Annotated in this window: 23 protein-coding genes; 8 read left to right on the top strand and 15 right to left on the bottom strand. The window is 58.5% G+C overall.

The genetic code is table 11. The annotated features are described in order from the left end of the window. Positions 1 to 11: 11 nt before the first annotated feature. The 4 genes from BS627_RS07680 to BS627_RS07665 all read right to left on the bottom strand — a co-directional run bounded on the left by BS627_RS07680 (position 12) and on the right by BS627_RS07665 (position 5,890). Positions 12 to 959, bottom strand: coding sequence for a SurA N-terminal domain-containing protein (locus BS627_RS07680; RefSeq protein WP_077982977.1), 948 nt, complete (start codon positions 957 to 959; stop codon positions 12 to 14). Positions 960 to 1,254: 295 nt separating this feature from the next. Beyond that, on the bottom strand, positions 1,255 to 3,636 hold the full coding sequence (locus BS627_RS07675) for an LPS-assembly protein LptD (protein WP_077982561.1): 2,382 nt from the start codon (positions 3,634 to 3,636) through the stop codon (positions 1,255 to 1,257). Then, positions 3,636 to 4,724, bottom strand: coding sequence for an LPS export ABC transporter permease LptG (gene lptG, locus BS627_RS07670; protein ID WP_077982560.1), 1,089 nt, complete (start codon positions 4,722 to 4,724; stop codon positions 3,636 to 3,638). The genes BS627_RS07675 and lptG overlap by 1 nt, the downstream gene beginning before the upstream one ends. Next, positions 4,721 to 5,890 carry an LptF/LptG family permease gene (locus tag BS627_RS07665; RefSeq protein ID WP_077982559.1) on the bottom strand — a complete coding sequence of 390 codons (1,170 nt, stop codon included), beginning with the start codon at positions 5,888 to 5,890 and terminating at the stop codon, positions 4,721 to 4,723. The genes lptG and BS627_RS07665 overlap by 4 nt, the downstream gene beginning before the upstream one ends. A gap of 299 nt (positions 5,891 to 6,189) precedes the next feature. Here BS627_RS07665 and BS627_RS07660 point away from each other — a divergent pair, with 299 nt between their 5' ends. Together BS627_RS07660 and BS627_RS07655 are read left to right on the top strand one after the other, a co-directional pair. Further along, positions 6,190 to 7,683, top strand: a complete 1,494-nt coding sequence (locus tag BS627_RS07660) for a leucyl aminopeptidase (RefSeq protein ID WP_077982975.1) — start codon at positions 6,190 to 6,192, stop codon at positions 7,681 to 7,683. Positions 7,684 to 7,708: 25 nt separating this feature from the next. After that, positions 7,709 to 8,158 carry a DNA polymerase III subunit chi gene (locus BS627_RS07655; protein WP_077982558.1) on the top strand — a complete coding sequence of 150 codons (450 nt, stop codon included), beginning with the start codon at positions 7,709 to 7,711 and terminating at the stop codon, positions 8,156 to 8,158. A 202-nt stretch (positions 8,159 to 8,360) separates the two neighbouring features. Here the strand turns inward: BS627_RS07655 and BS627_RS07650 are convergent, their stop codons facing one another. Beyond that, positions 8,361 to 9,287 carry a Gfo/Idh/MocA family protein gene (locus tag BS627_RS07650; RefSeq protein ID WP_077982557.1) on the bottom strand — a complete coding sequence of 309 codons (927 nt, stop codon included), beginning with the start codon at positions 9,285 to 9,287 and terminating at the stop codon, positions 8,361 to 8,363. Between the two features lie 445 nt (positions 9,288 to 9,732). On the opposite strand from BS627_RS07650, the gene BS627_RS07645 reads away from it, so the two are divergent. Further along, on the top strand, positions 9,733 to 10,809 hold the full coding sequence (locus BS627_RS07645; RefSeq protein WP_245307022.1) for a GGDEF domain-containing protein: 1,077 nt from the start codon (positions 9,733 to 9,735) through the stop codon (positions 10,807 to 10,809). Positions 10,810 to 10,921: 112 nt separating this feature from the next. Then, the gene (locus BS627_RS07640) at positions 10,922 to 12,862 is read left to right on the top strand and encodes an EAL domain-containing protein (protein ID WP_077982556.1); all 1,941 of its coding nucleotides are present in this window, start codon (positions 10,922 to 10,924) and stop codon (positions 12,860 to 12,862) included. A gap of 221 nt (positions 12,863 to 13,083) precedes the next feature. Here the strand turns inward: BS627_RS07640 and BS627_RS07635 are convergent, their stop codons facing one another. Both BS627_RS07635 and BS627_RS07630 read right to left on the bottom strand, forming a co-directional pair. Then, entirely contained in the window at positions 13,084 to 14,967 is a 1,884-nt protein-coding gene (locus tag BS627_RS07635; protein ID WP_077982973.1) for an ABC-F family ATP-binding cassette domain-containing protein, read from the bottom strand. A 69-nt stretch (positions 14,968 to 15,036) separates the two neighbouring features. Beyond that, positions 15,037 to 16,083, bottom strand: a complete 1,047-nt coding sequence (locus BS627_RS07630) for a GGDEF domain-containing protein (protein WP_165691165.1) — start codon at positions 16,081 to 16,083, stop codon at positions 15,037 to 15,039. Positions 16,084 to 16,339: 256 nt separating this feature from the next. Here BS627_RS07630 and BS627_RS07625 point away from each other — a divergent pair, with 256 nt between their 5' ends. After that, on the top strand, positions 16,340 to 17,035 hold the full coding sequence (locus BS627_RS07625) for a glutathione S-transferase family protein (protein WP_077982555.1): 696 nt from the start codon (positions 16,340 to 16,342) through the stop codon (positions 17,033 to 17,035). A 103-nt stretch (positions 17,036 to 17,138) separates the two neighbouring features. Next, positions 17,139 to 17,561: a nucleoside-diphosphate kinase gene (ndk, locus tag BS627_RS07620; protein ID WP_003496769.1), complete on the top strand. Its 423-nt coding sequence runs from the start codon at positions 17,139 to 17,141 to the stop codon at positions 17,559 to 17,561. Between the two features lie 211 nt (positions 17,562 to 17,772). Here ndk and BS627_RS07615 read toward each other — a convergent pair whose 3' ends face one another. Next, positions 17,773 to 18,285 (bottom strand): hypothetical protein, encoded by a 513-nt coding sequence (locus tag BS627_RS07615; protein WP_077982554.1) that lies wholly within the window; start codon positions 18,283 to 18,285, stop codon positions 17,773 to 17,775. Then, positions 18,282 to 18,833 carry a CGNR zinc finger domain-containing protein gene (locus tag BS627_RS07610; protein ID WP_077982553.1) on the bottom strand — a complete coding sequence of 184 codons (552 nt, stop codon included), beginning with the start codon at positions 18,831 to 18,833 and terminating at the stop codon, positions 18,282 to 18,284. Before BS627_RS07610 ends, BS627_RS07615 begins: the two co-directional genes overlap by 4 nt. A 61-nt stretch (positions 18,834 to 18,894) precedes the next feature. Between BS627_RS07610 and BS627_RS07605 the strand changes: the two genes are divergently transcribed. Then, positions 18,895 to 19,791 carry a branched-chain amino acid ABC transporter permease gene (locus BS627_RS07605; RefSeq protein ID WP_077982552.1) on the top strand — a complete coding sequence of 299 codons (897 nt, stop codon included), beginning with the start codon at positions 18,895 to 18,897 and terminating at the stop codon, positions 19,789 to 19,791. A gap of 111 nt (positions 19,792 to 19,902) precedes the next feature. Here the strand turns inward: BS627_RS07605 and BS627_RS07600 are convergent, their stop codons facing one another. The 5 genes from BS627_RS07600 to BS627_RS07580 form a co-directional block, all read right to left on the bottom strand. Then, the gene (locus BS627_RS07600) at positions 19,903 to 20,358 is read right to left on the bottom strand and encodes a molybdenum cofactor biosynthesis protein MoaE (protein ID WP_077982551.1); all 456 of its coding nucleotides are present in this window, start codon (positions 20,356 to 20,358) and stop codon (positions 19,903 to 19,905) included. Between the two features lie 4 nt (positions 20,359 to 20,362). After that, entirely contained in the window at positions 20,363 to 20,617 is a 255-nt protein-coding gene (gene moaD / locus BS627_RS07595) for a molybdopterin converting factor subunit 1 (RefSeq protein ID WP_077982550.1), read from the bottom strand. Next, positions 20,617 to 21,204 carry a CDP-diacylglycerol--glycerol-3-phosphate 3-phosphatidyltransferase gene (gene pgsA, locus BS627_RS07590; protein ID WP_077982549.1) on the bottom strand — a complete coding sequence of 196 codons (588 nt, stop codon included), beginning with the start codon at positions 21,202 to 21,204 and terminating at the stop codon, positions 20,617 to 20,619. The genes moaD and pgsA overlap by 1 nt, the downstream gene beginning before the upstream one ends. A gap of 103 nt (positions 21,205 to 21,307) precedes the next feature. Further along, positions 21,308 to 23,353, bottom strand: coding sequence for an excinuclease ABC subunit UvrC (uvrC, locus tag BS627_RS07585; RefSeq protein ID WP_165691164.1), 2,046 nt, complete (start codon positions 23,351 to 23,353; stop codon positions 21,308 to 21,310). Continuing rightward, positions 23,350 to 24,138: an SDR family oxidoreductase gene (locus BS627_RS07580; protein WP_077982548.1), complete on the bottom strand. Its 789-nt coding sequence runs from the start codon at positions 24,136 to 24,138 to the stop codon at positions 23,350 to 23,352. The genes uvrC and BS627_RS07580 overlap by 4 nt, the downstream gene beginning before the upstream one ends. Positions 24,139 to 24,487: 349 nt before the next feature. Between BS627_RS07580 and BS627_RS07575 the strand changes: the two genes are divergently transcribed. Beyond that, on the top strand, positions 24,488 to 25,144 hold the full coding sequence (locus BS627_RS07575; protein WP_077982547.1) for an outer membrane protein: 657 nt from the start codon (positions 24,488 to 24,490) through the stop codon (positions 25,142 to 25,144). Positions 25,145 to 25,259: 115 nt separating this feature from the next. On the opposite strand, the gene BS627_RS07570 is transcribed toward BS627_RS07575, so the two are convergent. Further along, a complete protein-coding gene (locus tag BS627_RS07570) occupies positions 25,260 to 25,856 on the bottom strand; it encodes a glutathione S-transferase (RefSeq protein ID WP_077982546.1) in 597 nt (198 codons plus the stop codon). Positions 25,857 to 25,901: the final 45 nt, after the last annotated feature.

Below are 25,901 nucleotides of genomic sequence, written 5' to 3'. Positions count from 1 at the left end.
TTTAATCAATATCAGGTGTTGACGATCTGCGCCTTCTTGCGCAGCTCATCCATATATTTCTTTTCGTTCGGGTTTTCGCCGTCCTTGGCCTTCATCAGATCTTCGGACTTGAACACCATTTCCGCCGCATAGTCGTCGGAAACTTGACGCTGCTTGCAGATGGCCAGATATTCGACGCCCTTTTCGGTGACGCGCGTGCCGGTGGTGCCGCCTTCCTTGGTCTTCTCCACCAGCGCCTTCCAGTCTTCCGGCAGCTCCGGCGCCAGAATGCGGCCAAGGTCCTTGATCGCAACATCACGCATGGTCGCGGCGAAGCTCATGGCCTGGTCGCAGCCGGGATAACGCTTGCGCGAGGCTTCAGCCTCGGCCTTGCGCTTGCCGGTAATGGCCTTGCGCTTTGATTCCGGTATCACGAAGATAACCTGCTGCAGAAAATATTCCGTGGTGACGGGCTTGTCGCCACGTTCCTTCAGGCGGGTAACGAGATCCTGCGTCGACATCTTGCCGCGTGCACCGTAACGAGCGTTGACAAGACGCGGCCAACTCATCTGAACGGCGATGAAGGCCTTGAAATGGTCGGCGCCGACGCCCGCCTGCGCAAGCACCTTCGTCAATTGCTGCGGGCTCATCTTGTTGTTGCCGGCAAAGCGCGCGAAGGCCGCGTCGACATCGTCGGTGCTGACCGACATCTTGACGCGGGCGATTTCCTCGCGCTTCAGCGCTTCATCGACAAGCTGCTCACGCGCCTTTTCATTGAGATTACCGGACTGGCGCTGCAGCTTGAGGAAGGCGACGCGCTTGGCAATATCGTCGTTGGTGATGGGTGTCTTGTTGACGACGATCTTGACGGTGCTATCGGCGAAGGCCTGGCCAGTATAGGGCACAACGGCCATGGGAACGGCGAATATCGCAAAGGCGAAAGCAGCGCCACGCAAAGCCGTCTTTCCGAAATTCATCATATCCTTCTCCCTTTCGTCGGGCAGGGTCCTGTTGCCCTGTCCCGCCAATCTGTTCTGCCTGATGGGGGAATATTGAACTTTCCCGCTTTCAGACCTGCACCTGTGCGTCCGCACCGCGAATTTGCCACGTATATATCATCGCGATCCGCAAGACGGCAATGTGTCGGTTTGTTGAAAGAAAACCCGATAGGTTCCATGTGCGGCCGACATTGGCGTGTTGTTGCGGCGAAACCGTGGCTTTACTGGCCAAATGGTAAAAAGGCAGGTCACGATGCTGCGTAACCTGCCTCTAAACTCAGTAGTTGTTTGGCTTCCAGCCGATATCCATGTCGTTCCAGTCCTCATTGGCTGAGCCGATGCTGATATCGCCGAGCGTGCGGAAGGCCAGACGCGCATTGATCGACCAGTCATTGGCGGCCTGACGGCTGGAATTGATATTGCCTTCGTCCGAATAGCTGACCGTCAGGATTGTGCACTCATCCTGATAGGCAATACCGATACGGCGTTCAGCGGCAAACTTCCCGTTCAGATCGTAATTGATCGATCCGAAAAGCGACCAGTTGTCGTCCATGCGCAGCGTGCCGGACGCCTGAATGATGTCGCGGTCTTCGTTATAGCCATATTTCGGCTGTGCCTTGACCTGCGTATAGCTGAGCTTGCCGGTAAGGCGACGGTCCGAATAGCTGATACCGGTTTCCGAGCGGTTGATGTCGAAATCGTCCTTGTCGAGACGCAGGCTCGACGAGAGCGAGAGTCCGATCGGCGCATCGAAAGCGGCCATGGCGACATAATCCGAACGGTCGGATTCGAGGCCGGAATTAGCGCCTGCATTGACGAGATCGTAAGACGCGAAGGAATTGTCGCCCGCCAGATGGAAGGATTGGCCGGCAATGGCACGAATGCCGTAACCATTGTCGAACGTGCCGTTATAGCGGAAGCCGAGATTGGCACGCGTACCGCCTTCGATACGGTCGAAGCCGGAGAACTTGTCGCGCTCGAAGAGGTTGGTAGCGTCGAACACAAAGGCTTGCGAGTCCTCGTTCGGGAAACGACCGGAATATTGCTCGTTCGGCCGAACGAAAATCTGCGCGATAGGCTCGATCACGTGGCTGCTGTTGAGGGCAGTGAACAGCCAGGGATAACGCACCTCAAGGCCACCGGTGACCATGCCACGCAGGGCAGCATCGTCATGGATCATGCCTTCATAGGCATAGGATGTACCGCCGGAGGTGAAGCTTGCCGCATTCATGTCGGTCCACAGCGCGTCGCCGCGCGCGGCAAGGATCGGCGTGATCTGAAGACCGCTATCCATCGTAATGGTGCGCTTCCATTCCGCTTCCGTGGTCCAGCGCGTATAAGAGCCTTCCAGACCGTTGAAGCGGGGGAAGCCGCCCATCGCGTAGGAATCCTGCGTCGAACGGCTGATGCTCGTGAAGTTCGTGGTCAGCGACAGTTCACCGCCATAGATCGGATCCGGCAGGAAGTAACGATAGTCTACGACCGGATGAACGATCGCCTGCTTGCGTTCCTTGAGCTCCGAATTATCCGTGTCCTGAACGTTGAAATAATAACCACGGGCGTCAAAGCTGTTACGCTCGCCAGTGCCCGCCAGATAAATCTGGTTGGTCTGGACGTCGTTCTTGTAGCCCTTGAGGTTATAGGTGCGCGAGAAGTTGTTGTCGGACTGCACCATGGCGTCCCAGCCGAAAGCCCAGCGCGGGTTGATGCTGAAATCACCCTTGGTTGCCACCATGCCGCGCTGATCGTTCAACGCGTCACTCGTTCCGGCGTTGAAGGTGTCAGACGACTGCTGGCTGATGCCGGCAATCGTCAACGTATGCATGCCGCTTTCGAAACGGTTCCGCAATTCGCCCTGCAGCAACAGACCCTGCTTGGTGTAGTAGGTCGGCGTGATGGTCAAATCCGACGTGTCGGAAAGAACCTGGAAATAGGGAACGCCAAGGCCAAAACCAAGCTTGTTGGTCAAGCTCATCTGCGGGAACAGGAAGCCCGATTTACGCTTCACTGTGTTGTCCGGAACCGTGAGGAACGGCAGATAGGCGATCGAGTGGCCGAAAAGCTGAAGGCGGGCCTTTTCCAGCCGCACCGTATGGGTCTTGCCGTCCTGAATGACGCGCTCGGCCTTGACCTGCCACAGCGGCGCCTTTTCGGGCCGTTCGGCGCAGGGCAGACAGGCGGTGTAGACGCCGTTGTTGAGAACCATCCGGTCGCCTTCGAGACGCTCGGCGCTTTCACCCGCAATACGAGTGTTATCCGTTGTCTCAACGCGCAGGGCATTGACGAAGCCCTGACCGAAGTCATCGGTCACGTCCATCTCGTCGGCATAAATCTTGTTGCCGCCCGGCTCGATCAGCTCGATGTTGCCATGGGCGATCACGCGGCCGGTCTGCTGGTTGTATTCCACCTGCTGGGCCACCATGCGGTAGCCCGAATATTTCATGCGAACGACGCCCTTCGCAATCACGCGCTGGGAATCGCGATTATAGGTCAGTTCATTTGCTGTAAGCAGGAGTTTCGAATCGTCTTGGCTTGCCGACGCAAGCAAACCATCCTGGCCGAAAGCGACCGGGCTGGATGCCAAATACGCGCACACAGCGGCACCTGTCAGAAGGGCCGTCCAAAGCCGCCTGATATTCCCGCGGTCAATTACCGCCACTAGCCGTCCTCCTGATGAAGCAGAATGGTTGCCCCCAAAGCCAACGCCACGATGACTGGAACCCAGACCGCGACGGTGGGAGGGACAACACCACCACTCCCGAATGCCCTTACGAGCACGGTTACTACATAAAGCACGAAGCCGGAAACGATTCCACCCAGAATCACGGAGCGCGATTGGGCGAAGCGGCTGAACTTTAATGAAACGGTCGCGGCGATCAAGGTCATCGCGACCAGAAGCAGGGGCGTCGATAGCAGGAAATGATACTGCGTCTCAAGCGCCTTTGAAGATAGTCCAAAGGACTTTGCAACTTCGATCTTGTGAGAAAGGTCAAAGAAAGCAACGGTTTCCGTCTGCGTCATGCGTTCTTGGACGAATTCCCGTCTCAGATTGGTACTGATCCGCATGCTCTCTTGCCGAACTGACACATGCCCGGCGCGCGTTTCCGAAACGCCGTTAAGAAGCCAGTAACCATCTTCCAATTTAGCCGACTTCGCATCCTTACGCGAGACGATGTTTCCGTCCTTGTCGATGTCGATCAGAACCACATCGAGAAGCAGCGTTCCGTTGTCCTCGAAGCTCTTGGCGCCGATGATCGTATCCTTGCCGCCGCTCGACTGGCGCATCCACGGAACGATCTCCTGCTGGCGGCCGCCGCCCGCTTCGTTGCGCAGGCCGGCTTCCATTGCCAGCGACTTGTTTTGGCCCCATGCCGCGATGGGGTTCAGGATCGTGACCGACAGGATGCCGATGAAAACCGCGCCGAGCACGAACGGAAGGATGAACTGCCAGGCGGAAATGCCGGCGGCGCGCGTCACCACCAGCTCATAGCGCCGGTTGAGCGAGATCAGCGTGGTCATGCCGACGAAAAGCGCGATGAAGGGCACGGTCTGCTGCAGGATCAGCGGCAGGCGAAGCGCCGTCAGGCCAAGGGCGGCCGGAACGGAATAGCCGGGCAGGCCGGACATGCGCCGTGCCGTTTCGCTGAAATCGGCAAGGTAAATGATCGAAGATACGCCGAGCACGAACCAGACGGCGGTGATCAGATATCGCTTCAGGAAATACCGGGAGAGCGTGTTGAAAATCATGCGCTGCCGCTCCCAGAGTTTTTGGCCATCCGGCTGGAGAACAGACGGCGCAGACGACCCATCGCATCGACGAGGATTGTCGGCATTTTCGGCTTTCGGCCGGTCAGCAGAATGAAGGCGGCAGCGCCGCCGCTAAGGCCCGGCACGGCATAAACCAGGGGAATGAAGGCCGCGCTCTGCTTGACCTGATTGGTGACGTAAAAACCAAGCCAGCGCAGCATGAAGGCCGTCACCAGTGCGGCCACCATCGGATGCAGGCGCGCCTCGCGGTGCGAACGGGCGTCGGCGGCGATGACCAGCGAAATAAGCGCGAAGGAGAAGGCGAACATCCAGTCCGACAGACGCTTGTGCAACTCGCTGCGGAAGTTTTCCGGTGAGCGCTTGTAGCTCGCATTGTTCTCGTCGGGCGCGAGAAGGAAGCCGAGGCTGGCGTCGCCCGGAGAGAGCGACGGCTCGGAATCCTGCTTCTCCGACATGGTCGAAAGATCGAAGGCATAGGACAGGAACTTGACGATCGAGACCTTGCCGTCCGGCGTCTTCTGCTGCACTTCACCGTCGCGCATGGTGAGCGACGTGCCGCTTTCATCGATCATGCCTTCCTTGGCGTAATAAATGAGGTCGAAATTCGGATCGCGGCGGTCGGCGACGAACAGGCCTTTGAGAATACGGCCCTGCCGCTGGGCGATCTGCACGTAAAGACCATCCTGAATGGTACGGAAAGTCTTTTCCTCGATCACCGAGGAAAGGAGGTCGGCATAGGCGGCGGCCACCATCTGCCGGGCGGAGCTGCGGGCGGGCGGCTCGATGAAATTGGTGATGGTGAAGGAAAAGGCGCTCAGAACGGCGGCCAGAATGAGAACCGGGCGATACATCACCGACCGCGGCGATCCGGCCGCATCAATGATGGCAAGCTCGGAATCGTTGTTCATCGTCGTGAAAATCTGGGTAATGCCGATGACAAGCGCAAAAGGCAGGACGACTGGGATCAGCGTCGGCAGGATCATGGTCGCGAGCGCCATGAAGGAACCCATCGACTGGCCCGTATCGGTGACGAGATTGATTCTCTGGAGAACCTGGATGGTCCAGATGATGGCCAGCACCGGCAGCAGCGCGACCAGAAACATCTGCGTTGTCCGCCGCAGGATATAGTTCTCGAGAAGCTTCATACGGCCCTGTTCGACATTGTTTTTACGTGCGATCGCTCGCCGAATTTTCGTCTATCTAATCGCATCGTTTGCAATTGGCTATTCCGGCGCGCTCACAAATATGTTTTGCGCGACGATTTTTCCGCTGCCTGTGTCTTTTTGTGAAACAAGCTGTCGGTTTCATGACGTGATTTCGCATTCCACAAAAATGCCTTTCCTTTAACGACTGTGGGGCTTTAAAGAATGCAAGGGTTGCGCCCGGGGCCGAAAAGGCCATGATCATGCGCATCGTGCAAGTCGTAGAAGAAGAGCAGGAAAACATGTCCGCCAAATTCGATATTTCTTTCGCCAATTCCGCCGTGCTGGAAAATGCGCTCGCCGTTGTGCTGCAGGCCTCGGGTGAGGCTCAGGCCGTCGCCGGCGCCTCCGAGGCCGATCCGGGCGGTGTGATCGAAAGGGCGGCGAAGATCGCAGGTTTTTCCGCAAAATCCATGGCGACGCTCGATGTGATCGCACCGCAGGGTTCCGCCGCCGATCGTTTGCTTGTCATCGGTCTTGGCAAACCATCCAAACTGGTTGCGCACGACTGGTTGCGTGCTGGCGGTACTGCGGCCGCCCATTTCAAGAAGGCGGAAAAGGTCGTTATCTATCTCGACGCACCGAGTGTCGAGGTTGGCGCACGGGCGGCAGGTGATTTCGCGCTTGGCCTGCTGCTGCGTGCCTATAGTTTCGATGCCTACAAGACCAAGAAGAAGTCGGACGACGAGAAGGCGCCGAAGAAGGTCGAGGTTGTCATTGTCACCGCCGCTCACAAGGAGGCCGAGAAGGCATTTGCCCTGTCGCAAGCGGTCGCGGACGGTGTGATTCTCGCGCGTGATCTCGTCAACCTCCCGCCGAATATTCTCGGACCTGTCGAATTTGCCGAGAAGGCCGAAGAGCTGCGCAAGCTCGGCGTCGAGGTGGAAGTCCTCGGTGAGAAGGAACTGAAAAAGCTCGGCATGAACGCGCTTCTGGGCGTGGCGCAGGGGTCGGCCCGTCCGCCGCGGCTGGCGGTCATGCAATGGAACGGCGGTTCAAAGAAGGATGAGCCCATCGCCTTTGTCGGCAAGGGCGTCGTATTCGATACCGGTGGTATTTCGCTGAAGCCGGGCCTCAATATGGAAGATATGAAGGGCGACATGGGTGGTGCTGCGGCCGTTACCGGCCTGATGCACACGCTGGCGGCCCGCAAGGCCAGGGCGAATGTGATCGGCGTCATTGGCCTGGTCGAGAACATGCCCGATGGCAATGCCCAGCGCCCCGGCGATATCGTCACCTCCATGTCCGGCCAGACCATCGAGATCATCAATACCGATGCCGAAGGCCGGCTGGTTCTGGCCGATGCGCTCTGGTACACGAAGGATCGCTTCAACCCGAAATTCATGGTGAACCTCGCCACGCTGACGGGCGCGATCACGGTTGCGCTCGGCAATCTTCAGGCCGGTCTTTTCTCCAATGACGACGAACTTGCAGCGCGCCTCACGCAGGCGGGCGATGTGACGGCGGAAAAACTGTGGCGCATGCCGCTCGGCAAGGATTACGACAAGATCATCGATTCCAAATTCGCCGACATGAAGAACAGCTCGGGCCGCCTTGCGGGTTCCGTCACCGCTGCGCAGTTCCTCAAGCGTTTCGTGGGCGAAACATCCTGGGCGCACCTCGATATCGCCGGCACCGCCATGGGCTCGCCGCTGACCGAGATCAACCAGTCCTGGGGCTCGGGCTATGGTGTGCGTCTTCTGAACGAACTCGTTCGCGCCCATTACGAAGATTGAAGCGAGCGGAGCTGCGCGTCTGCGAATGACTGAAATTCTGTTCTACCACCTGACGGAATCGAAGCTGGAGGACGCGCTGCCGCCCTTGCTTGAGAAATCGCTGGAACGCGGCTGGAAGGTCGCGATCCAGACGGTGGGCGAGGAGCGCCGTGATTTTCTCGACACGCATCTTTGGACCTTTCGTGACGACAGCTTCCTGCCGCACGCCACCGATATTTCGCCCGCACCGCAAAATCAGCCGATTCTCCTGACGGCGTCGGGCGAGAACGCCAACGCGGCAAGTGTCCGCTTTCTCGTTGATGGCGCCGAGCCGCCGGCGGTGGAGGCTTATGAACGCGTCGTCTTCATGTTCGATGGATACGATGCCTACCAGCTGGAAATGGCACGTAACCATTGGAAGAGGCTGAAGACGGAGGGGCACTCCCTGACCTATTGGCAGCAATCGCCAGAAGGCCGCTGGCAGAAAAAAGCCTGATCCACCAGGGACCGTGCCTCCCCGACAGGCGGTTGATGCCCGTCTCGGCATTGGTGGTGCGCTTGCCCCTTCATGTGGATGCAGACCGCATGGGGCCGCTGCACAGCATCGAAGAGCGCTGTATGAGGCCAAAAATTCAGGGCGCGACCGTTTCGTCAGTCGCGCCCTTTGAATCAGCGTTCTTGGCAAGCGTTTCGGCTTCTCAGTCGTAGAAGGAATCCACGAATTTGTGGCGGCCGAGCAGGAAAGCGTCAGCCACATGGGTCAACGGCGCGAGGTCGACATCGGAACGGCCTGCCTTGATGATTTCCGAGAAACGCTCGTAAAGAGCCGGATATTCCCGCTCCGGCTGGGAGAGCTTTTCTTCGCCGTTGATCGAGAGCTTCGCACCGCCTTCCGAAAGCACCATCTGTCCCGCGGCCGTCTCGGCAACGATATCCCAGCTTTGCTTGCCGGTCTGACGCCAGTCGAATTCGGCATGGACGGGCATTTTCGTCACATCGGAAAAATGCAGGTCGGCGGCGATCGGGGCGTCGCGGTTTTCCGGGAATTCGAGTGTCGCCTTGGTCAGGAACAGCGCGCGCGGCAGGATATGGGTGATGATCGAAAGCGCATTGATGCCGGGGTCAAACACGCCGAGACCGCCCGCCTGCCAGATCCAGGCCTGGTTCGGGTGCCAGTGACGCACATCCTCTTTCCAGATGACATGCACGCTGTCGATTGTCGTCGAGGCCAAAAACGCCTTCGCAGCCTCGACCGCGGGCGCATAACGCGAATGCCAGCTCGCAAACAGTGAAAGGCCCTTCGAATCCGCCAGCCGAGCGAGATCCTGCACTTCCGAAAGGGTGGCGCCCGGCGGCTTTTCAAGGAAGACATGCTTGCCGGCATTCAGCGCTGCGTAAGCCGCCTCATAGCGATATTGCGGCGGCATGCACAGCGACACCGCATCGATATCAGGCACAGCCTCCAGCATGGCCTCGATGGTGCCATAGGAAGCGACGCCGTCCACGGTGCCGTGACGGCTTGCGGTGCAGATCAACTCAAAATCCGGATTGCCTGCAATGGCGGGAAGATGCTGGTCGCGAACGATTTTGCCGACGCCGACGATGGCAAGCTTGGTGGCTGACATGAAGTGGAACCCGTCTGAGTGCTGCGTGGGATAAAGTGTGATTTTTACAAGTTTCTAGCACAAACGCTCCAAGGAGCAAGGTGATCGTTTCCATGCGGCGCGTCTTTTTTCAAGCCGTAATATCGCAACAAGTTTCGGTGTGTGTATCCGCAGATCAATTAATATTCGATTGTTTCAAATATTTTTCTGGATTATTGAGTGTTGTTTTTGAATTTTGATAGTTATAGTGTTAATTTTCTCCGATGTATTGTGTAGTTATCCGTAATAATTTTAGATTTCACTTGAATATATTTTACGAAGCAGGTGTTTTGTGTTTTTGTTTGAAGATGATCGTTTGTCTGGCTTTCTTCGGAAAGTCAACGAAAGCAGTCGGAAATTCAATACATATGGATTGATTTTCGGTGTCATCCTTTACAATCTCTACGTGTTTGTGGACCTAAGTCTGGTGCCGGATATCATCTGGCTGGATCTGACGGTCCGTTTGCTTATCATCACGCCGCTTCTTTTTCTTTATTTTCCGGCACGATACTATGCGCTCAGGGAGCGGGCGGATGCGGTGGCGCATGAGGTCCTTCACGGGCTGGGCTGCATGTTGGTCGTCGCATCGATCATGTTCATCTACGCCAATGCTCGGACCTCGTCGGCGAGCGAATATTACATGGGTATCGTCACCGTTGTCCTCTATATGAACACGATACACCGAAAACCGTTTCCGGTTGCGGTCATGGGAACGGTCGGCTGCATGGCGGTTTTCATAGTCGGCATGGAATATGTCACCGTGACGAGTGAGGTGGCCAAGCTGCCGGCGATCATGTGTTCCGTCGGCATCAGCGCCGTCTCGCTGTTTGCGGCCTATCGTATCGAACAGGTGGAAAGGCGGGATTATCTGGCCTCGCTGCGTGAAAAGACTTTGCTGCAGAGGATCCAGAGGGCAAATCACGAGCTTCAGCAGCTTTCCAATACCGACCAGCTCACCGGCATTCGCAACCGCCGCAGCTTTGACGAAGCGGCGAGCCACGCCTCGGGCGGCAGCGGCCGGCCCCGGGCGCTCATCCTTCTCGATGTCGATTATTTCAAGAAATATAATGACTCAGAGGGGCATGTGGCCGGCGACGACTGCCTGCGCAGGGTCGCCGGCAGACTGCGCAACGCCCTTTGTAGCGACGATGGCGACAGAAGTTTTGTCGCGCGTTACGGTGGCGAGGAATTTGTGGTTCTGCTCGATAATTGCGTTGTTTCCGCCGCGCTCGCCATTGGCGAAAGGCTCAGATTGGCCGTGATCGACGAGGCCATACCCCATCTTAACCGCCCCGACGGACGAGAGATCGTAACGGTCAGCCTCGGCATTGCCGTTTCCGGTGACGGCAGGGAAATCATATACGAGATGGTGAACCGGGCCGATGTGGCGCTTTACGAGGCGAAGCGTCAAGGCCGCGATCGGCTGGTACTCGCCTCCGGGAATATTGGAACGATTGTCGAGCCAGCGGAGATTTACGACGTCGAATCCGCGATGTCGGCATAGGCCGGCGAAGGTCTGGCGATGTGTTGTAAAGTCTGCCCTGCCAGAAGCAGGGTTTGTGAAGGCCAGGTGCCGGAATGCCGACGCCAGAACAAAATATAACCGGGGAACGCAGATGATGGAATTGATCGCCGCACAAGCGGCAGCATCGGCTGCCGAGCTTCCATTCCTGCTGCTTCAGGCCGCCGCCGTGATTGGCATGGTGTCTGTGCTCATTCTTGTGCGGCGAAATATAGCACTCGAGGACCCGCGCTATAAAATCTATTACGGCATCATCTTTGGAATGGCGGGCTTTCTGCTGATGCTGCTGGTGTCCGAATTCATCAAGCTGCCCTCCAAGCCCTATATCCGCTCCGACCTGCTGTTTCTGGCTGGGGTGCTTGGCTCCTGGCAGGGCGGGCTGATCAGCCTGTCCCTCGTGGCGGCCGGGCGTTTCGTGTTCGGTGGTCCCGTGCTGTTTTTTGCGGCCCTGCAGGACATGGTTGTCATTTCGGCCAGCGGCATCATCATGTATGGCTGGATGCGCAAGCGCCGCCTCGCCGATCTGGGAATTCGGGATATCCTCACCGTCTTCGCGGTCAGGTTCATTGCCGTGCTGCTTGCCGTCTCGGTCTCGTTCGTCCTTGGGCTGGTCGACCAGTCGCTGTTTTTAAGTGCAATAGGCCGCCGAACCTTGGGCGCCGTTGCCGTCGGCCTGCCGATGATCTTCTGCCTGTTCATCCTTCTGCGCAACGAGGCGCGAGCGCGGGAAGAGACAAGGCAACGCGAATCGGCGGCACGCACGGATTCGTTGACCGGCCTGCCCAACAGGCGCGCCCTAAGGGACCATATAGAAGCGATGATGCGGCAGGAGCCGGCGGTTTCGCATGCCCTCATTCTGATCGAGATCGTCAATATTGCCGATGTCGCCGCCTGCGCGGGCGAGGACTGGAGCGATCTTTTCTGGCCGAGGCTGGCGCGTGAAATCTGCGACAGGGAGGACGGCCTGCTATGCAGCTCCGATACGCCGTGCAGCTTCATGTTCGGCGATACGACGCTTGCGGTCGTCATGCGGGGGATTTCGCTGGAGAAGTCCGAAAGCACAAAACTCATGATGCATCTGCATGACGGGTTGAGCACGTTTTGCCGCTTGGCGGAGGCGGGGCCGGTGCCGCATCTCAAAATCGGTGCGGCGAATCTGGACAGGCTTTCCCGGCAGAACACGGCCTCGTTCCTCAGGCACCTCAGCCTCGCGCTGAAGGGAAGCGATCATCCGGTGCAGATTTTCCCCTTCTCCTTTGCCGAGAAAGCGACACGGGACGAGGCGGTGCGGCAGATGCTGGTCAACTGGATCAAATCCGGCACGCCGCCCATTTGTTATCAGCCCAAATTCGAACTGCGCAATCGCCGCATGATCGGCGCTGAAGCGCTCCTGCGCGCGGTCGATGCGCGGGGGCAGGCGCTATCGCCTTATTATGTGTTGGAGATCGCCGAACGCCATCGGCTGCTGGTGGAATTCGAATGGTCGACGATAGAAGCCGTCGTGCGTGACCTTCGAGACCTGCAGGGCCTTGAGGCGGATTTTCATCTGGCGGTGAATATCTCCGCATCGTCTTTTGCGAGCGCGCATTTCGCAGACCGGGTCGTGGCGCTGCTGCACGAAATGGCGGTGCCGGCGCATCGCCTCTCAATCGAAGTGACGGAGATGAGCAGAATACCGACCACCGACGTCGTACAGCAAAATTTCGACACGCTGATTGCCGCGGGCGTCCGGCTGGCGCTCGATGATTTCGGCACCGGTTATGCCGCACTCACTTTGCTCGCGCGGTTCCCATTCGAAGAGGTCAAGATCGATCACTGGATGACGTCGAGGCTCGACCAGTCGCGGTTCAGGGAGGCCATCGCGCTCGCTTTCGAGAGCGCCGAGCGCTATGGTGCGAAGCTGGTGACGGAAGGCATAGAAACCGAGGAACAGAGCCGGCTCCTCATGCAGATGGGCATTCGCTTCGGGCAGGGTTATCTTTATTCCCCAGCCGTACCGCTTGCGCGATTGCAGCCGCGCAGGGCTTGCGCTTAGCGCGGAGGCCAATGGCGGTCTGGGGTGAATTCGGTGACCGCTGCATTGAATGTTTTCCCGGTCTGTGCTGGGAAACTCCTTCGGTCGCAACGGCGCAAACGCTGTCGAATGCGCGCGTGAAGGCCTCAATACGATCGACGCGAAGTAAGATCGACAATAGGTTCGGCGGCTTCCTTGGAGGTCGCCGGACGGAGAGGGGATGCACTGCAAACCCGGCCTCGTCAGCCCGCCATCGCATCCTCATATTCGCTGGAAAGCAGCAACCATTGCTCTTCCGCATCGGAGAGCTTTGCAGCCGCCTCACCACGTTCCTTCACTTTCTGGGCAGCCTTCGCGGGGGCTTTTTCATAAAGGGCCGGGTCCGCCAGCTCCTTGTCGAGCGACTGAATCACTTTCTCAAGCTTTGCCGTCAGGGATTCGATTTCATTGATCTTTTTCTTGAGCGGCGCGAGCTGGGCGCGCTTTTCCGCGTTGGCCTTGCGTTGATCGGCCTTGGATGCCTGATCGGGGACGGCGTCGGTCTTGTCTTCCTTCTTCCTGCCAGAGGAAACGACGATATCGCGATATTCCTCCATGTCGCCTTCGAAGGTCTTGACCGTGCCGTCGGCCACCAGCCACAGCCGGTCGACCGTCGCCTCGATCAGGTGGCGGTCGTGCGAGATGAGGATGACTGCGCCGCTATAATCGTTCAGCGCCTCGATCAGCGCCCGACGGCTGTCGATGTCGAGGTGGTTGGTCGGTTCGTCGAGGATCAGCAGGTTCGGCGCATGGAAGGCCGCAAGCCCCATCAGCAGGCGGGCTTTTTCGCCACCGGACAAGTCCTTCGCCGCTGTCGCCATTTTCTCCGTCGCAAGCCCCATCTGGGCGACACGGGCGCGCACCTGCGCTTCGGGCGCCAGCGGCATCAGTTTGCGCACATGTTCGACCGGCGTTTCATCCGGCACGAGGTCATCCAGCTGGTGCTGCGCGAAGAAACCGATCTTGAGCCCGGGAGCAACGCGAAGATCGCCCGCCTGGGGGGCAAGCCGGCCGGAGATGAATTTCGCGAAGGTGGATTTACCGTTGCCGTTCGAGCCGAGCAGCGCGATGCGGTCGTCATTGTCGATCCGCAGATTGAGCTGCTTCAGGATCGATTTGCCCGGCTCATAACCCACAGCACCGCCATTGATGGCGACGATGGGGGAGGCGGGCTGCTTTTCCGGCTCGGGAAATGTGATCGGCTGGACATGATCCTCGATCACGGCGGCCACGGTGCCCATGCGCTCCAGCGCCTTGATGCGGCTCTGCGCCTGGCGCGCCTTGGTGGCCTTGGCACGAAAACGATCGATGAAGCTTTGCAGATGCTTGCGCGCGGCGTCGTTCTTCGCCTTCGCTTTCATCTGCAATTCGTCGGCCTCGGCCTTCTGCCGCTCGAACTGGTCGTAGCCGCCGCGATAGAAGGTCAGCTTCTTCTGGTCCAGATGCACGATGGAATTGACGGCGTTGTTGAGAAGATCGCGGTCGTGGCTGATGATGATGACAGTGTGTGGATACCGCCGGATATAATCCTCCAGCCAGAGCGTGCCTTCGAGGTCGAGATAGTTGGTCGGTTCGTCGAGCAGCAACAGGTCCGGTTCGGCAAACAGCACGGAGGCGAGCGCAACGCGCATGCGCCAGCCGCCGGAGAAGGAGGAGGCGGGGCGAAGCTGCGCCTCATGATCGAAACCGAGACCGGCAAGAATGCTGGAGGCGCGCGCTTCCGCCGAATGGGCGTCGATGTCGACGAGCCGCATCTGGATTTCGGCGATACGGTGCGGATCGGTTGCGGTTTCCGCCTCGGCCAGAAGCGCGCTGCGCTCCTTGTCGGCGGAAAGCACGATGGAAATCAGCGAGTCTTCGGTGCCTGGAGCTTCTTGCGCCACCTGGCCGATGCGCGCCTGCTTCGGGATCGTCACCGAACCGCTTTCCGCCGAGAAGTCGCCGGTGATGACCCGGAACAGGGTGGATTTGCCGGCGCCGTTGCGGCCGACAAGTCCCGCCTTCACACCGGCGGGAAGCGTCACGCTGGCATGATCGAGAAGCAGACGCCCGGCGATGCGGGCGGAAAGATCGGTAATCGTAATCATGGCGCCGTTTTGGCCGAACTGTCTGGCCAAGGCAAGAGCGCCCGCGCCACATCGCGCGAGATTAAACGGTCAATCGCCGAGCTGCACCAGATAGCTGTTGCGGCTATGCTGCGCCACCTCCCGCGAATAACCGACGACGCAATTGCGTGCGCCGCAGCGGGCCGAAAGCAGCGCGAGTTCGGCATGGTCGAAAAATTCGGCGGGCGTGGCGGTGCCATCCACTTCTGCGACGCCGATCGACACCGTCAGATGTTCGCCATCGCCGCCAGCGGTCGCAAAGCGCAACGCCTCCACGCTCTGCCGCAGCCGCTCGGCAATGGCCTCGGCCGTGTTTTGCGATACGCCGGCAAACAGAAATGCGAATTCATCACCGCCGATACGGGCGACGAAATCGTCTTTCTTGATGGTTTTGCGAAACAGGGCGGCGAGACGTCGTAATGCCTTGTTGCCGGCGGACGAGCCGTATTTGCCGTTGATCTCCCGGAAATGATCGATATCCAGCAGCACGAGCGAGGTGGCGGATGCAGCCCGGTCCTTTGAAAAAAGAAGGTCCAGCTTTTCGAGAAAGGCGGCCCGGTTTGGTAGAGCCGTCAGCGCGTCGCGCAACGAGGCGACCTGAAGCTCGCCCCGGTTTCTTTCAACCTCGCGGATTTTCACCAGTCCCATGGCGATGAAATTCCGAAGGCTCGTCTGCTCTTCGTGGATGTCGCCCAGCAAATCAACCAAGCGCTCCGCTGCGGACCGCTCGCCATCTTCATCCTGCTCAAGGCTGGCCAGGAAAGTCTCTGTGCGTCGAAGGCTTGCATCAAGCCGCACGGAAATCTGCGTCAGTGTATCGAGGGCCTCGCTTGCCATCTGTTCGGCTTCGATGCGCGAAAAGCCGGGCAGATTGTGCCGCTGGCCGATGAGGTCGATTTCATGCTGCTGCGGCGCATTGCCGAGCGCAAGAATGTCGCGACCCATGGCAGGATTGTGTCCGGACAATATTTCGTAGATCAATTCATAATTGCGCGGCAGAGGCGCAATGTTCATCTTGGCGATGAACTGCGTAATTTTGGTGACGACAAGAGAACTTCGCGCCTGATCACGTTTTTTATCGCCCGCCGATGTCGTCACTGACAGCCCCAATACCGAGAGATTATTATGAATAGACCGGCAATAACCGATTGTTGAATGGTGTTATTCTTACAAGCAACGCTTTAAAATTGATTGAATCAGGGAAAAATTGTTGCGCTGCGAAGTGAAAAATTTCACTTCGCACAGACTCACGGATCACATGCGCTTGTGATCGATTGAATGACAAATCCTGATTTGATTTCATCGTCCGGCCGTTCTTATATCGTTTTATCGATATTGCAGAAGAGGGCAGCCCATGACGACTTCCAGAACGCTTTATTCGCTATGCGGAAGCGATACTTCCCGGCCATTTTCTCCCCATTGCTGGAAAACCGTGCTTTCGCTGGCGCATAAGGGGCTGGATTTCGAGGAGCGGCCTTTACCCTTCACGGTGATCCCGACGGTGGAGGATGGTTTTTCGAAGACCGTGCCGATCCTGCGAGACGGTGACGAGCTGGTGAGTGACAGTTTTGAGATCGCGCTTTATCTGGACGAGGCTTACCCGGAGCGCCCGTCGCTGTTCAACGGCGAGGGCGGCAAGGCCATGGCCCGTTTCGTCGAAAGCTGGTCGCAGACGATGCTTCACCCGGCCATCGTCCGTATTGCCGTGCTCGATATCCACAATATGCTGGACGAGCCGGACCGCCGTTATTTCCGCGACAGCCGCACGAAAGCCCTCGGCCGCCCGCTTGAGGATGTGGTGGCGAACCGCGAGGCGGAAATCGCAGCCTTCCCGGCATTGCTTGCGCCGATCCGGCGTATGCTGAGCTTCCAGCCTTTCATCGGCGGCGCATCGCCTCTCTTTGCGGATTATATCGTCTTCGGCGCCCTGCAATGGGCGCGCATTACCACCGGGGCGGATTTGTTCGCCGAAAACGACCCCGTGCGGGACTGGTTCGAAGGTTGTCTCGATCTCTACGATGCGAGAGGCCGCAGTGTGACAGCGGCGTGAAATGTCTGGCATGATCGTCGCAATCTCGTCGATCCCCCTTGTTTTCGGGCCTTTGGGCGGGTAAAGACCGCCCACTTTCTCTGAAGGAAAAGGAAACGGACATATGGCGATTGAACGCACATTTTCGATGATCAAGCCGGACGCAACCAAGCGTAACCTGACGGGCGCGATCACCAAGGTATTTGAAGACAACGGCCTGCGCGTCGTCGCCTCCAAGCGCGTCTGGATGAGCAAGCGCGAAGCCGAAGGCTTCTACGCGGTTCACAAAGAGCGTCCCTTCTTCGGCGAACTCGTTGAAGGCATGACCTCCGGCCCGACCATCGTTCAGGTTCTGGAAGGCGAAAACGCTATCTTGAAGAACCGCGAGATCATGGGCGCCACCAACCCGGCCCAGGCCGCTGAAGGCACCATCCGCAAGACCTTTGCGCTCTCCATCGGCGAAAACTCCGTTCACGGCTCCGACGCTCCGGAAACCGCCGCTCAGGAAATCGCCTACTGGTTCGCCGAAACCGAAATCGTCGGCTGATTCAAAATCTCAACGGCTTGAATCGTCGTTGCAGGCGATTGCACGAAGCTGCTGAAAAGACTCGAAGAAGCGGGGCCGAGAGGCTCCGTTTTTTTGTTTGGACAGGCGGTAAAGGACTAGGCTGCAGCCGCAGTCATTCCACCTTTCTCATTCCTGTGACGAGCACAGGAATGAGAGAGGAAAAGTCTTCACGTCATTCATTCCGTCTGGCCTACGATGCCGGGCATCCCTGAACTGGCCGCATATCCGTCGTGCCATCCGGTTTGAATACCTCCGGATTGGGCGTATAGAGCGGGCCGACCACCAGCGGCTTGGCGGGAAGAAGCGACTGGTCAGTGTCGGAGCGGATCGTGGTCTCGATGGTCTGCAGAATATTGCCTTCCGGCCCCTTGATGCGGATGGTGACCTTATAGGGCCGGTCCTGCTTCACACATTCCACGGGTGGGCTCTGAACCGTGATCTTTTCGTCTTTCGGAAAAATCTTCTCGCGGCTGGCGAGGTCTGGACCACCGCGCGGGTTTTCGAACGTCGCCTCAATGGTGCTGCCGTCACGAACGGGGGCGATGCGCTGAAGCGTCACCAGATAGGTGGCGATGGCGACGCGGTAGTTAAACACAAACATCCGGCCGGAGATCTTCGCCACCTCACGCGGTTCGTCCCGCTGGCAGCCGGAAAGGGCGAGCATCCCTGCAATCGTCAGCAATGGAAGGGCGATTCCTTTCATGTTTGCGCCTCCTTTTTCCGATGATAGTGCCGGCTGGCCTTCCGTCGGTTGCCGCACACCGCCATATCGCACCAGATACGGCTTCTGTTCTTGCTGCGGTCGATGAAAAGCCAGCCGCAATTGCCACAGATGCGCAGCCGTTCCCGTGTCTCGCCGGCAAGCAGCGAGAGGGCGGAATGGGCGGTGGCGTTGCCGAGGTTTTCGGCAAGCGGAAACGTCCGCAGCGCCGTGCCGCAGGCGAAGAGAAGCCCGGCCAGCCTGTCGTCACCATCGTCGTCGCCGGCAATGGCGGCGCGGAAATAATCGTCGACAGCCTCGCGAAGATCGAGAAAAACCGCCTGCTTTTCCGCCTCGGGCGCGATGAGTGTGGGAAACCTGTCACGTTCCGCGCCGAGCTTTGTGGCCGCTTCGGCAAAGGCCGCGATCTGCGCCGGCACGGCAAAACGGTCGACTGTTTTTGCCGCATCCGAGCGCAGGATCACGCTGTTGGCGACATCTAGCGCCAATGCGCCGCCTGCGAAACGATGTTCTGTCCAGCGAAAGGTCATGCCACGTATTATAACTGTCAAAATGAGTTTTAATAGTTATAATAATTGAGGGAGGAAGCGCTTGGCCTATTTCCTGCAACAATTGCTGAATGCCGTGCCGGTCGCCTCGCTTTATGCGGTTCTGGCCTTCGGTTATGCCGTCGCCTTTTCGGTGACCAAACGCGCCGATTTAACCTATGGCGCCATATTCGCCTTTGCCGGCCAGACCTGCCTGTTATTTGCGGATTTCGGCTGGAACCGGCTGTGGCTGATTCTGCCGGCAACATTGGCGCTCGGGGCGGGGGCAGGCCTGTTCGGCGGGCTGTGGGTGGCGGGTTTTGTCGGCAGGGCGGTGATGCGGCCGCTGGCGCAAGCCTCTCCCAATGCCGTGACCGTCGCCTCCGTCGGCGTGCTGATCGCGCTGACCGAAAGCGCAAGGCTCGCCGCCGATACAAGGCAATTATGGCTGCCGCCGCTGTTATCTCAGCCGGTGCGCTTCTGGGCCGATGGCAGCTTTGCCGTGACCCTGACACCGATGCAGATACTGAACACGGCGGCCTTCTGCCTGCTCATTCTCGCAGGGTCGTTTTATCTTGACCGTTCCGCTTTCGGCAGGCGTTGGAAGGCGGTCTCGGACGATGCTTTTGCCGCCGCTTTATGCGGGGTGAATGCGGGCAGGATATTTCTGCTGTCCTATTGCGCGGCGGGTCTGGTCGCCGCCATCGCCGGTGTGCTGGCCACATTTTATTACGGCACCATGGATTTCGGGGCCGGTCTGGTTTTTGGGCTGAAGGTGGTGCTGATTTCAGCGGCGGGCGGTTATGCCAGTCCGCTCATCTGCGGCCTTGGGGCCGCCGCCGTCGGCTTTGCGGAAACGTTCTGGGTCGGTTACGGACCGGCCGCCTGGCGCGATGCGGTGGTTTTGGCGATGCTGGTCGGCTGGCTGATTGTCATGCGCAGCAGGGTGGAAGCACCCTGAGTCTGGCCCCTAGAGCGCTTTCGCGTTTCTTCGAATCGCGAAAGCGCTCTAACTCTTTGTTTCGTCGCATTTCCGGACGGAAAACCGGGCTCCACTTTTCCTGGAAATGCTCTATCGCCACTTGTCCTTCGCCGTGTCATCGGTTGTCTTTGCCGCCACCCAGTCGCCCGCCGAGCCATCCTTGCCATGTTCCTTTTTCCAGAACGGGGCGGATGTCTTCAAATAGTCCATCACGAAATTCGCGCCATCGAAGGCCGCCTGTCGATGCGATGAAGCTGCGATGACGAGGACGATATTTTCGCCGGTGGTGATCTTACCGTGGCGGTGGATGGCGGTGAGGCCGAGAAGGCCGAAGCGCTCCATGGCAATCTTGGCGATGCGGGTTATTTCCGCCTCTGCCATGCCGGGATAGTGTTCCAGTTCCAGCGCCGCAAGCGTGCCGCCATCATCCCGGCAGAGCCCGGTGAAGGCCACGACCGCGCCGATGCTCCTGTCCCCTTCCGTCAGCCGGCGGGTTTCTTCCGCAGCGTCGAAATCCTTTGCCTGAACGCGGACTGTCGGCTGCACCCGCTCATCCCCCTGTCATCGGCGGGAAGATGCCGATCTCGCGCGCGCCGACGATGCTCTCATCGTGCTCGACATGTTCCTGATTGACGGCGACGCGGATTACATTGGGGAATTCGAAGGCCGCTTCGTAATTTTCACCGCGCGTCGAAAGCCACGCGATCAGCTCGCCGGCGGTGGTGATGGAGGGGGGGATGTCCAGCTCCTCTTCATCCGTGCCGATCTTCTCGCGAACCCAGGCGAAATAAACGATCCGCGTCATCAGTCTTCGTCCACGATGTGTTTCAGGCCGGCCTTGAAGTAATCATAGCCGGTATACATGGTCAACGCCGCCGCGAGCCACAGCAGGGTAATACCCATTTCGGTCGTGTAGGGCAGAACCTTGTCGCCGGCCGGACCGGCAAGAAGAAAGGCGATGGCGACCATCTGGATGGTCGTCTTCCATTTGGCGATGCGGGTGACGGGAACGCTGACCTTCAACGCCGCCAGATATTCGCGCAGGCCAGAGACCAGAATTTCGCGGCAGAGAATGGTGATGGCCGCCCAAAGCGACCAGCCGGCAATGGTGCCATCCGCCGCCATAAGGAGCAGCACGGAGGCGACCAGAAGCTTGTCGGCAATTGGGTCCAGCATGCGGCCGATGTTGGAGGTCTGGTTCCAGATACGCGCCAGATAACCATCGAGGAAATCGGTCAGCGAAGCGATGATGAACAGCCACAGAGCCGTCCAGCGCGCGAAATCCGAGCTTTCCAGTTTCCCTTCGACGTAAAAACACAGGACAATGACAGGAACCGCGAAGATGCGGCCATAGGTGAGAAGGTTGGGAATGCTGTATGCGCGCGAAGCCATGGGAAACCTGTCAGTCTGAGATCAACTGTCTTGATGCCGCCGCCAAGGCATAGCGTCAACACGTGATTATGTTTTTTTAGCAGTTCGGTCCCACCGTTCTGCGTCAATCGCTGCCGCTCTCGTGGAAGTGATTGTAAATTTGTCGCGCCACCGTCTCCGAAATGCCGGTAACAGCCATCAGATCGTTGAGGCCGGCGCGGGAAACCGCCTTTGCCGTGCCGAAATGCTGCAGCAGGGAGCGCTTCCGTCCCGGACCGATTCCCGAAATTTCATCCAGCGGATTGCGCACCATTTCCTTCTTGCGTCGTGCCCGGTGCGAGCCGATGGCGAAGCGGTGCGCCTCGTCGCGCATGCGCTGGATGAAATAAAGCACGGGGTCGCGCGGCGGCAGAGAGAAATCGGCGCGCCCATCCGCAAAGAAGCGTTCACGGCCCGCCTCGCGGTCAACGCCCTTTGCGACGCCGATGGCGGTCACGCAGTCGCGAATGCCGAGTTCGTCGAGGATGGCCCGCACCGCGGTCATCTGGCCCTGGCCACCGTCGATCAGGATCACATCCGGCCAGGCGGGGAAGGGCAGGTCGGCGGCTTCTTCCGGTGTCGGGACGCGTTCGCGATCCGGCTTGCCTTCTTCTTTCAGCAGGCGCGAGAAGCGACGGGTCATCACTTCGCGCATCATGCCGAAGTCGTCACCGGGGGTGATGTCGGTCGATTTGATGTTGAATTTGCGGTACTGGTTCTTCACGAAACCTTCCGGCCCCGCCACCACCATGCCGCCCACGGCATTGGTGCCCATGATGTGGGAGTTATCGTAAATCTCGATGCGGCGCGGCACATAGGGAAGGTTGAACGTCTCGGCCATGCCTTTCAGCAACCGCGCCTGAGACGATGTTTCCGCCAGCTTGCGGCCATGCGCCTCACGGGCATTGGCCAGAACATGGTCGGTAATGTCCTTCTTCTCGCCGCGCTGGGGCACGTTGATCGTCACCTTGTGCCCGGCTTTTTCACCGAGGGCAGCCGCCAGGAGTTCCTGTTCTTCGACAGCCTCCGACAGCAGGATCTGCTTCGGCACAGGCTTGTCGTCGTAGAACTGCGCCAGAAAGGCGTTGAGGATTTCCGAGCCGGGCAGGGAAGGGTCGGCCTTGGGGAAATAGGCGCGGTTGCCCCAGTTCTGGCCGGTGCGGAAAAAGAACACCTGAATGCAGGAGATGCCGCCTTCGTGATGGATGGCGAAGACATCCGCCTCCTCGATGCCGGCGGGATTGATGCCCTGATGGCTCTGGACATGGGAAAGTGCGGCCAGCCGGTCGCGATAGACGGCGGCGCGCTCGAAATCGAGATCCTCGGCCGCCTCGTTCATCTGCCGCGCAATCGCGGTCTTGACGCTCTGGCTCTTGCCGGACAGGAAATCCTTGGCTTCCTTGACAAGTTCTTCATACCCCTGATCGCTGATCTCATGCGTGCAGGGGCCGGAACAGCGCTTGATTTGGTAAAGAAGACAGGGACGCGTGCGGGTTTCGAACACGCTGTCCGTACAGGTTCGAATCAGGAAGGCGCGCTGCAGCGAATTGATCGTACGGCCGACAGCGCCGGCCGATGCGAACGGTCCGAAATAATCGCCCTTGCGCGCCCGCGCACCGCGATGCTTGAAGATCGCCGGGGCACGATTGTCGGCGGTGATGAGAATGTAAGGAAACGACTTGTCGTCGCGCAAAAGCACATTAAAGCGCGGCCGCAAGCGCTTGATCAGATTCGCTTCCAGAAGAAGCGCCTCTGTTTCCGTGCGGGTGGTGACGAATTCCATATGCGCGGTCAGCCGCACCATCTGGGCAATGCGGTTGGAATGCACGCGGCCCTGCGCGTAATTGCCTACACGCTTCTTCAGCGAGCGCGCCTTGCCGACATAAAGAACATCGTTCGCCTCGTTGAACATGCGATAGACGCCCGGCGCATTCGGCAGGTGTTTGACGAATTCGCCGATCAGATCCATGCCCTTCAGGCCGGATTCATTCTTCCAGCCCGCATTCCAGTCCATGCCGGCAACGTCGCTCGATGCCTCGGCCGCATCGGTCACGGCAAGGTTTGCATCGTCGTCTTCGTCGTCGGTTTCATCGAAGAGAATACCGCCGTCAGGCAGCTTCTTTCCGTTCATTCATTTATCTCCGCCACGTCAGGGGTTTCCCAGCCGAGGTGCTGGCCGCCATCGAGCGCGATCATTTGTCCGGTGACCGACGGCGTGTCGTAAAGAAAGCGAATCGTCCGCCCGAACTCGTCCGGCGCAGGACCACGCTTTAATATAAGGCCGTCGATCTGCGCCTGAAAGTCCTCGGGCGCCTGTCTTTCGCTTTTGAAGGTGGGACCCGGCCCGATGGCATTGACCCGCACCCGTGGCGCGAAGCTTTGTGCCATGGTTTGTGTTGCGGTCCAAAGGGCCGATTTCGAAAGCGTATAGGAATAAAAACGCGGGGTCAGCGCAAGCACGCGCTGGTCGATTATATTGACGATCAGCCCGGAGGTATCCGCAGGCAATTGCTCGACGAAGGCGGCGGCGATGAGGGAAGGGGCCCGCACATGAACCGCAAAATGCGCATCGAAGACATCAGGATCGGGCGTTTCCGCCGAATCCTTCAGAAAAACCGAGGCATTGTTGACGACGACACCAATCGGCCCTAGGGCTGAGGCGGCCTTTTCGACAAGCATCATTGTTGACGCAGATTGTGTCAGGTCCGCCTGAACGGCCACGGCCTTGCCACCTTTCTGCCTTATTTCGTTAGCGAATTCCTCCGCCTGTGCCATCGATTCATTGGCGTGGACGGCAATCGCAAAGCCGTGGGCTGCGAGATCGGTGGCGATTGCCCGCCCCAGCCGCCGGGCGGCCCCCGTTATCAAGACTGTCTTCGGTATATGTTCTTTCACGACGGACCTGCATTTGCTCATATATTCCCTATGTGCTGGATATAGATGCAAATCGCAAGCTGTCACGCATCCCCAAAAGAATTGGGCGATTTTTTATTCGCAATGCAATTTCGGTTTAATTTGAATATAACTAAGTTTAAAGGCGATCTATTGCTGGTTAGGTTTCTGTTAGGGTTAATAAACTCCTTGTGGCAATTGGGCAACGTCTAATTCTAGTCACGCCGCCGCCCCAAACAATTCACATTTTGGCTCTTTGATCTCCGCATTCTCCTATCAAATTCAGTTTCCAGAGGGGCGATTAACCCGACGAGTTTACACCGCGTCTGAGAACAATGTTTTGAGTACAGAGCGGTCCTGAAAGGAGAATAGCATGCGTATTTTCGTAGCAACCCTTATGGCTTCGACCATGGCAGTCGCCGGCTTTTCGGCTGCTCACGCCGCTGACGCCGTAAATGAAGTGCCACAGGCACCGGTGTCCTACGACCAGCCCGCACCGGTCAAGGATTGGTCCGGCGCCTACCTCGGTGGTACGGTCAACTATGACTGGGGCCGTTTCAGCTCCAGCAATGACGGCCGTGACGCCAAGGGCTTCGGCGGCGGTCTGTACGGCGGTTACAACATGCAGAACGGCCAGATCGTTTACGGTGGTGAAGCCGACATCAATCTCGGTGACGAGAAGGGCTCTGCCGGTACGGTTGCCGGTAACGCCATCGAAGGCAAGCAGGGCGTCAACGGCTCGCTGCGTGCCCGCGTCGGTTACGACATGAACCCGTTCCTGCTCTACGGCACGGCCGGTCTGGCAGTTTCCGATAACAAGGTGCGTGACGCGACCTCCAAGGACAGCGCCACCGCTCTCGGTTACACTGTTGGTGCCGGTGTGGAAGCCATGGTGACCGATAACATCACCGCCCGTCTGGAATATCGCTATAGCGACTACCAGAAAAAGGACTACGGTCTCGACTCCGGCGCCTTCTCGCGTGGTTTCGACGATCACTCCGTCAAGGCCGGTATCGGCGTCAAATTCTGATCCTTTTCGGATCGGTCAAAGAAAAGCCGGGGTTTACGCCTCGGCTTTTTTGTTTTTTGGCATAGGGCCAGAATAACGCCCGGCGATCAGGCCGGGCGTTGTTCGAGTCAAAGCCTCAAGCGGCGGCCTTCATTTCCGCATAGGCCTCGAAACGCTTGCCGAAGGTTTCAGGCCAAGCCGCCAGAGCATCGCGTCCTTCGGCCCATTCCCCGGCGAAACGCAGGTCGAGATAACCGATCATCGCGGCAAGGGCGAAATGCCCGCCATGCAGCTTCTTGCCGGTTTTCGGCAGGTTTGCATTGAGATAATCAAGTCCGCGAGCCACCTTGCTCCACTGCTTGTCGATCCATGGCTGGTGGATCTTATCTTCCGGGCGAAAACGACGCTCGTAAACGATGGCCAGCAGGCAATCCATGATGCCGTCGCACAGCGCTTCGAGAATTTCCACATCCGTACGCTTGCCGTTCTTTTTCGGGTAGAGCTTGCCGCCCGAAAGACGGTCGAGATAATGCATGATCGCCACACTGTCATAGACCGAGCCGCCTTCATCCAGAAGCAGGACCGGAATCTTGCCGAGCGGATTGTTGTCCATCAGCGTTGCCGGCTCGGCACTGGTATCGACACGCACGGAGGTAATGTCGATGCCAAGGTGGCGCGCGGCCATACGTACCTTGGCGGAGTAGGGGGAGGCGGGCGAGTAGAGCAGTTCCATGGTCGGGTCCTGTGGGTTGTCGTCTGTGGACTGGATTAGTCTATA

Source organism: Agrobacterium salinitolerans (assembly GCF_002008225.1).
In the GTDB taxonomy this organism is placed as follows: Bacteria; Pseudomonadota; Alphaproteobacteria; order Rhizobiales; family Rhizobiaceae; genus Agrobacterium; species Agrobacterium salinitolerans.
The sequence above is the reverse complement of the archived record's forward strand: the minus strand, read 5'-3'. Positions and strand labels throughout refer to the sequence as shown.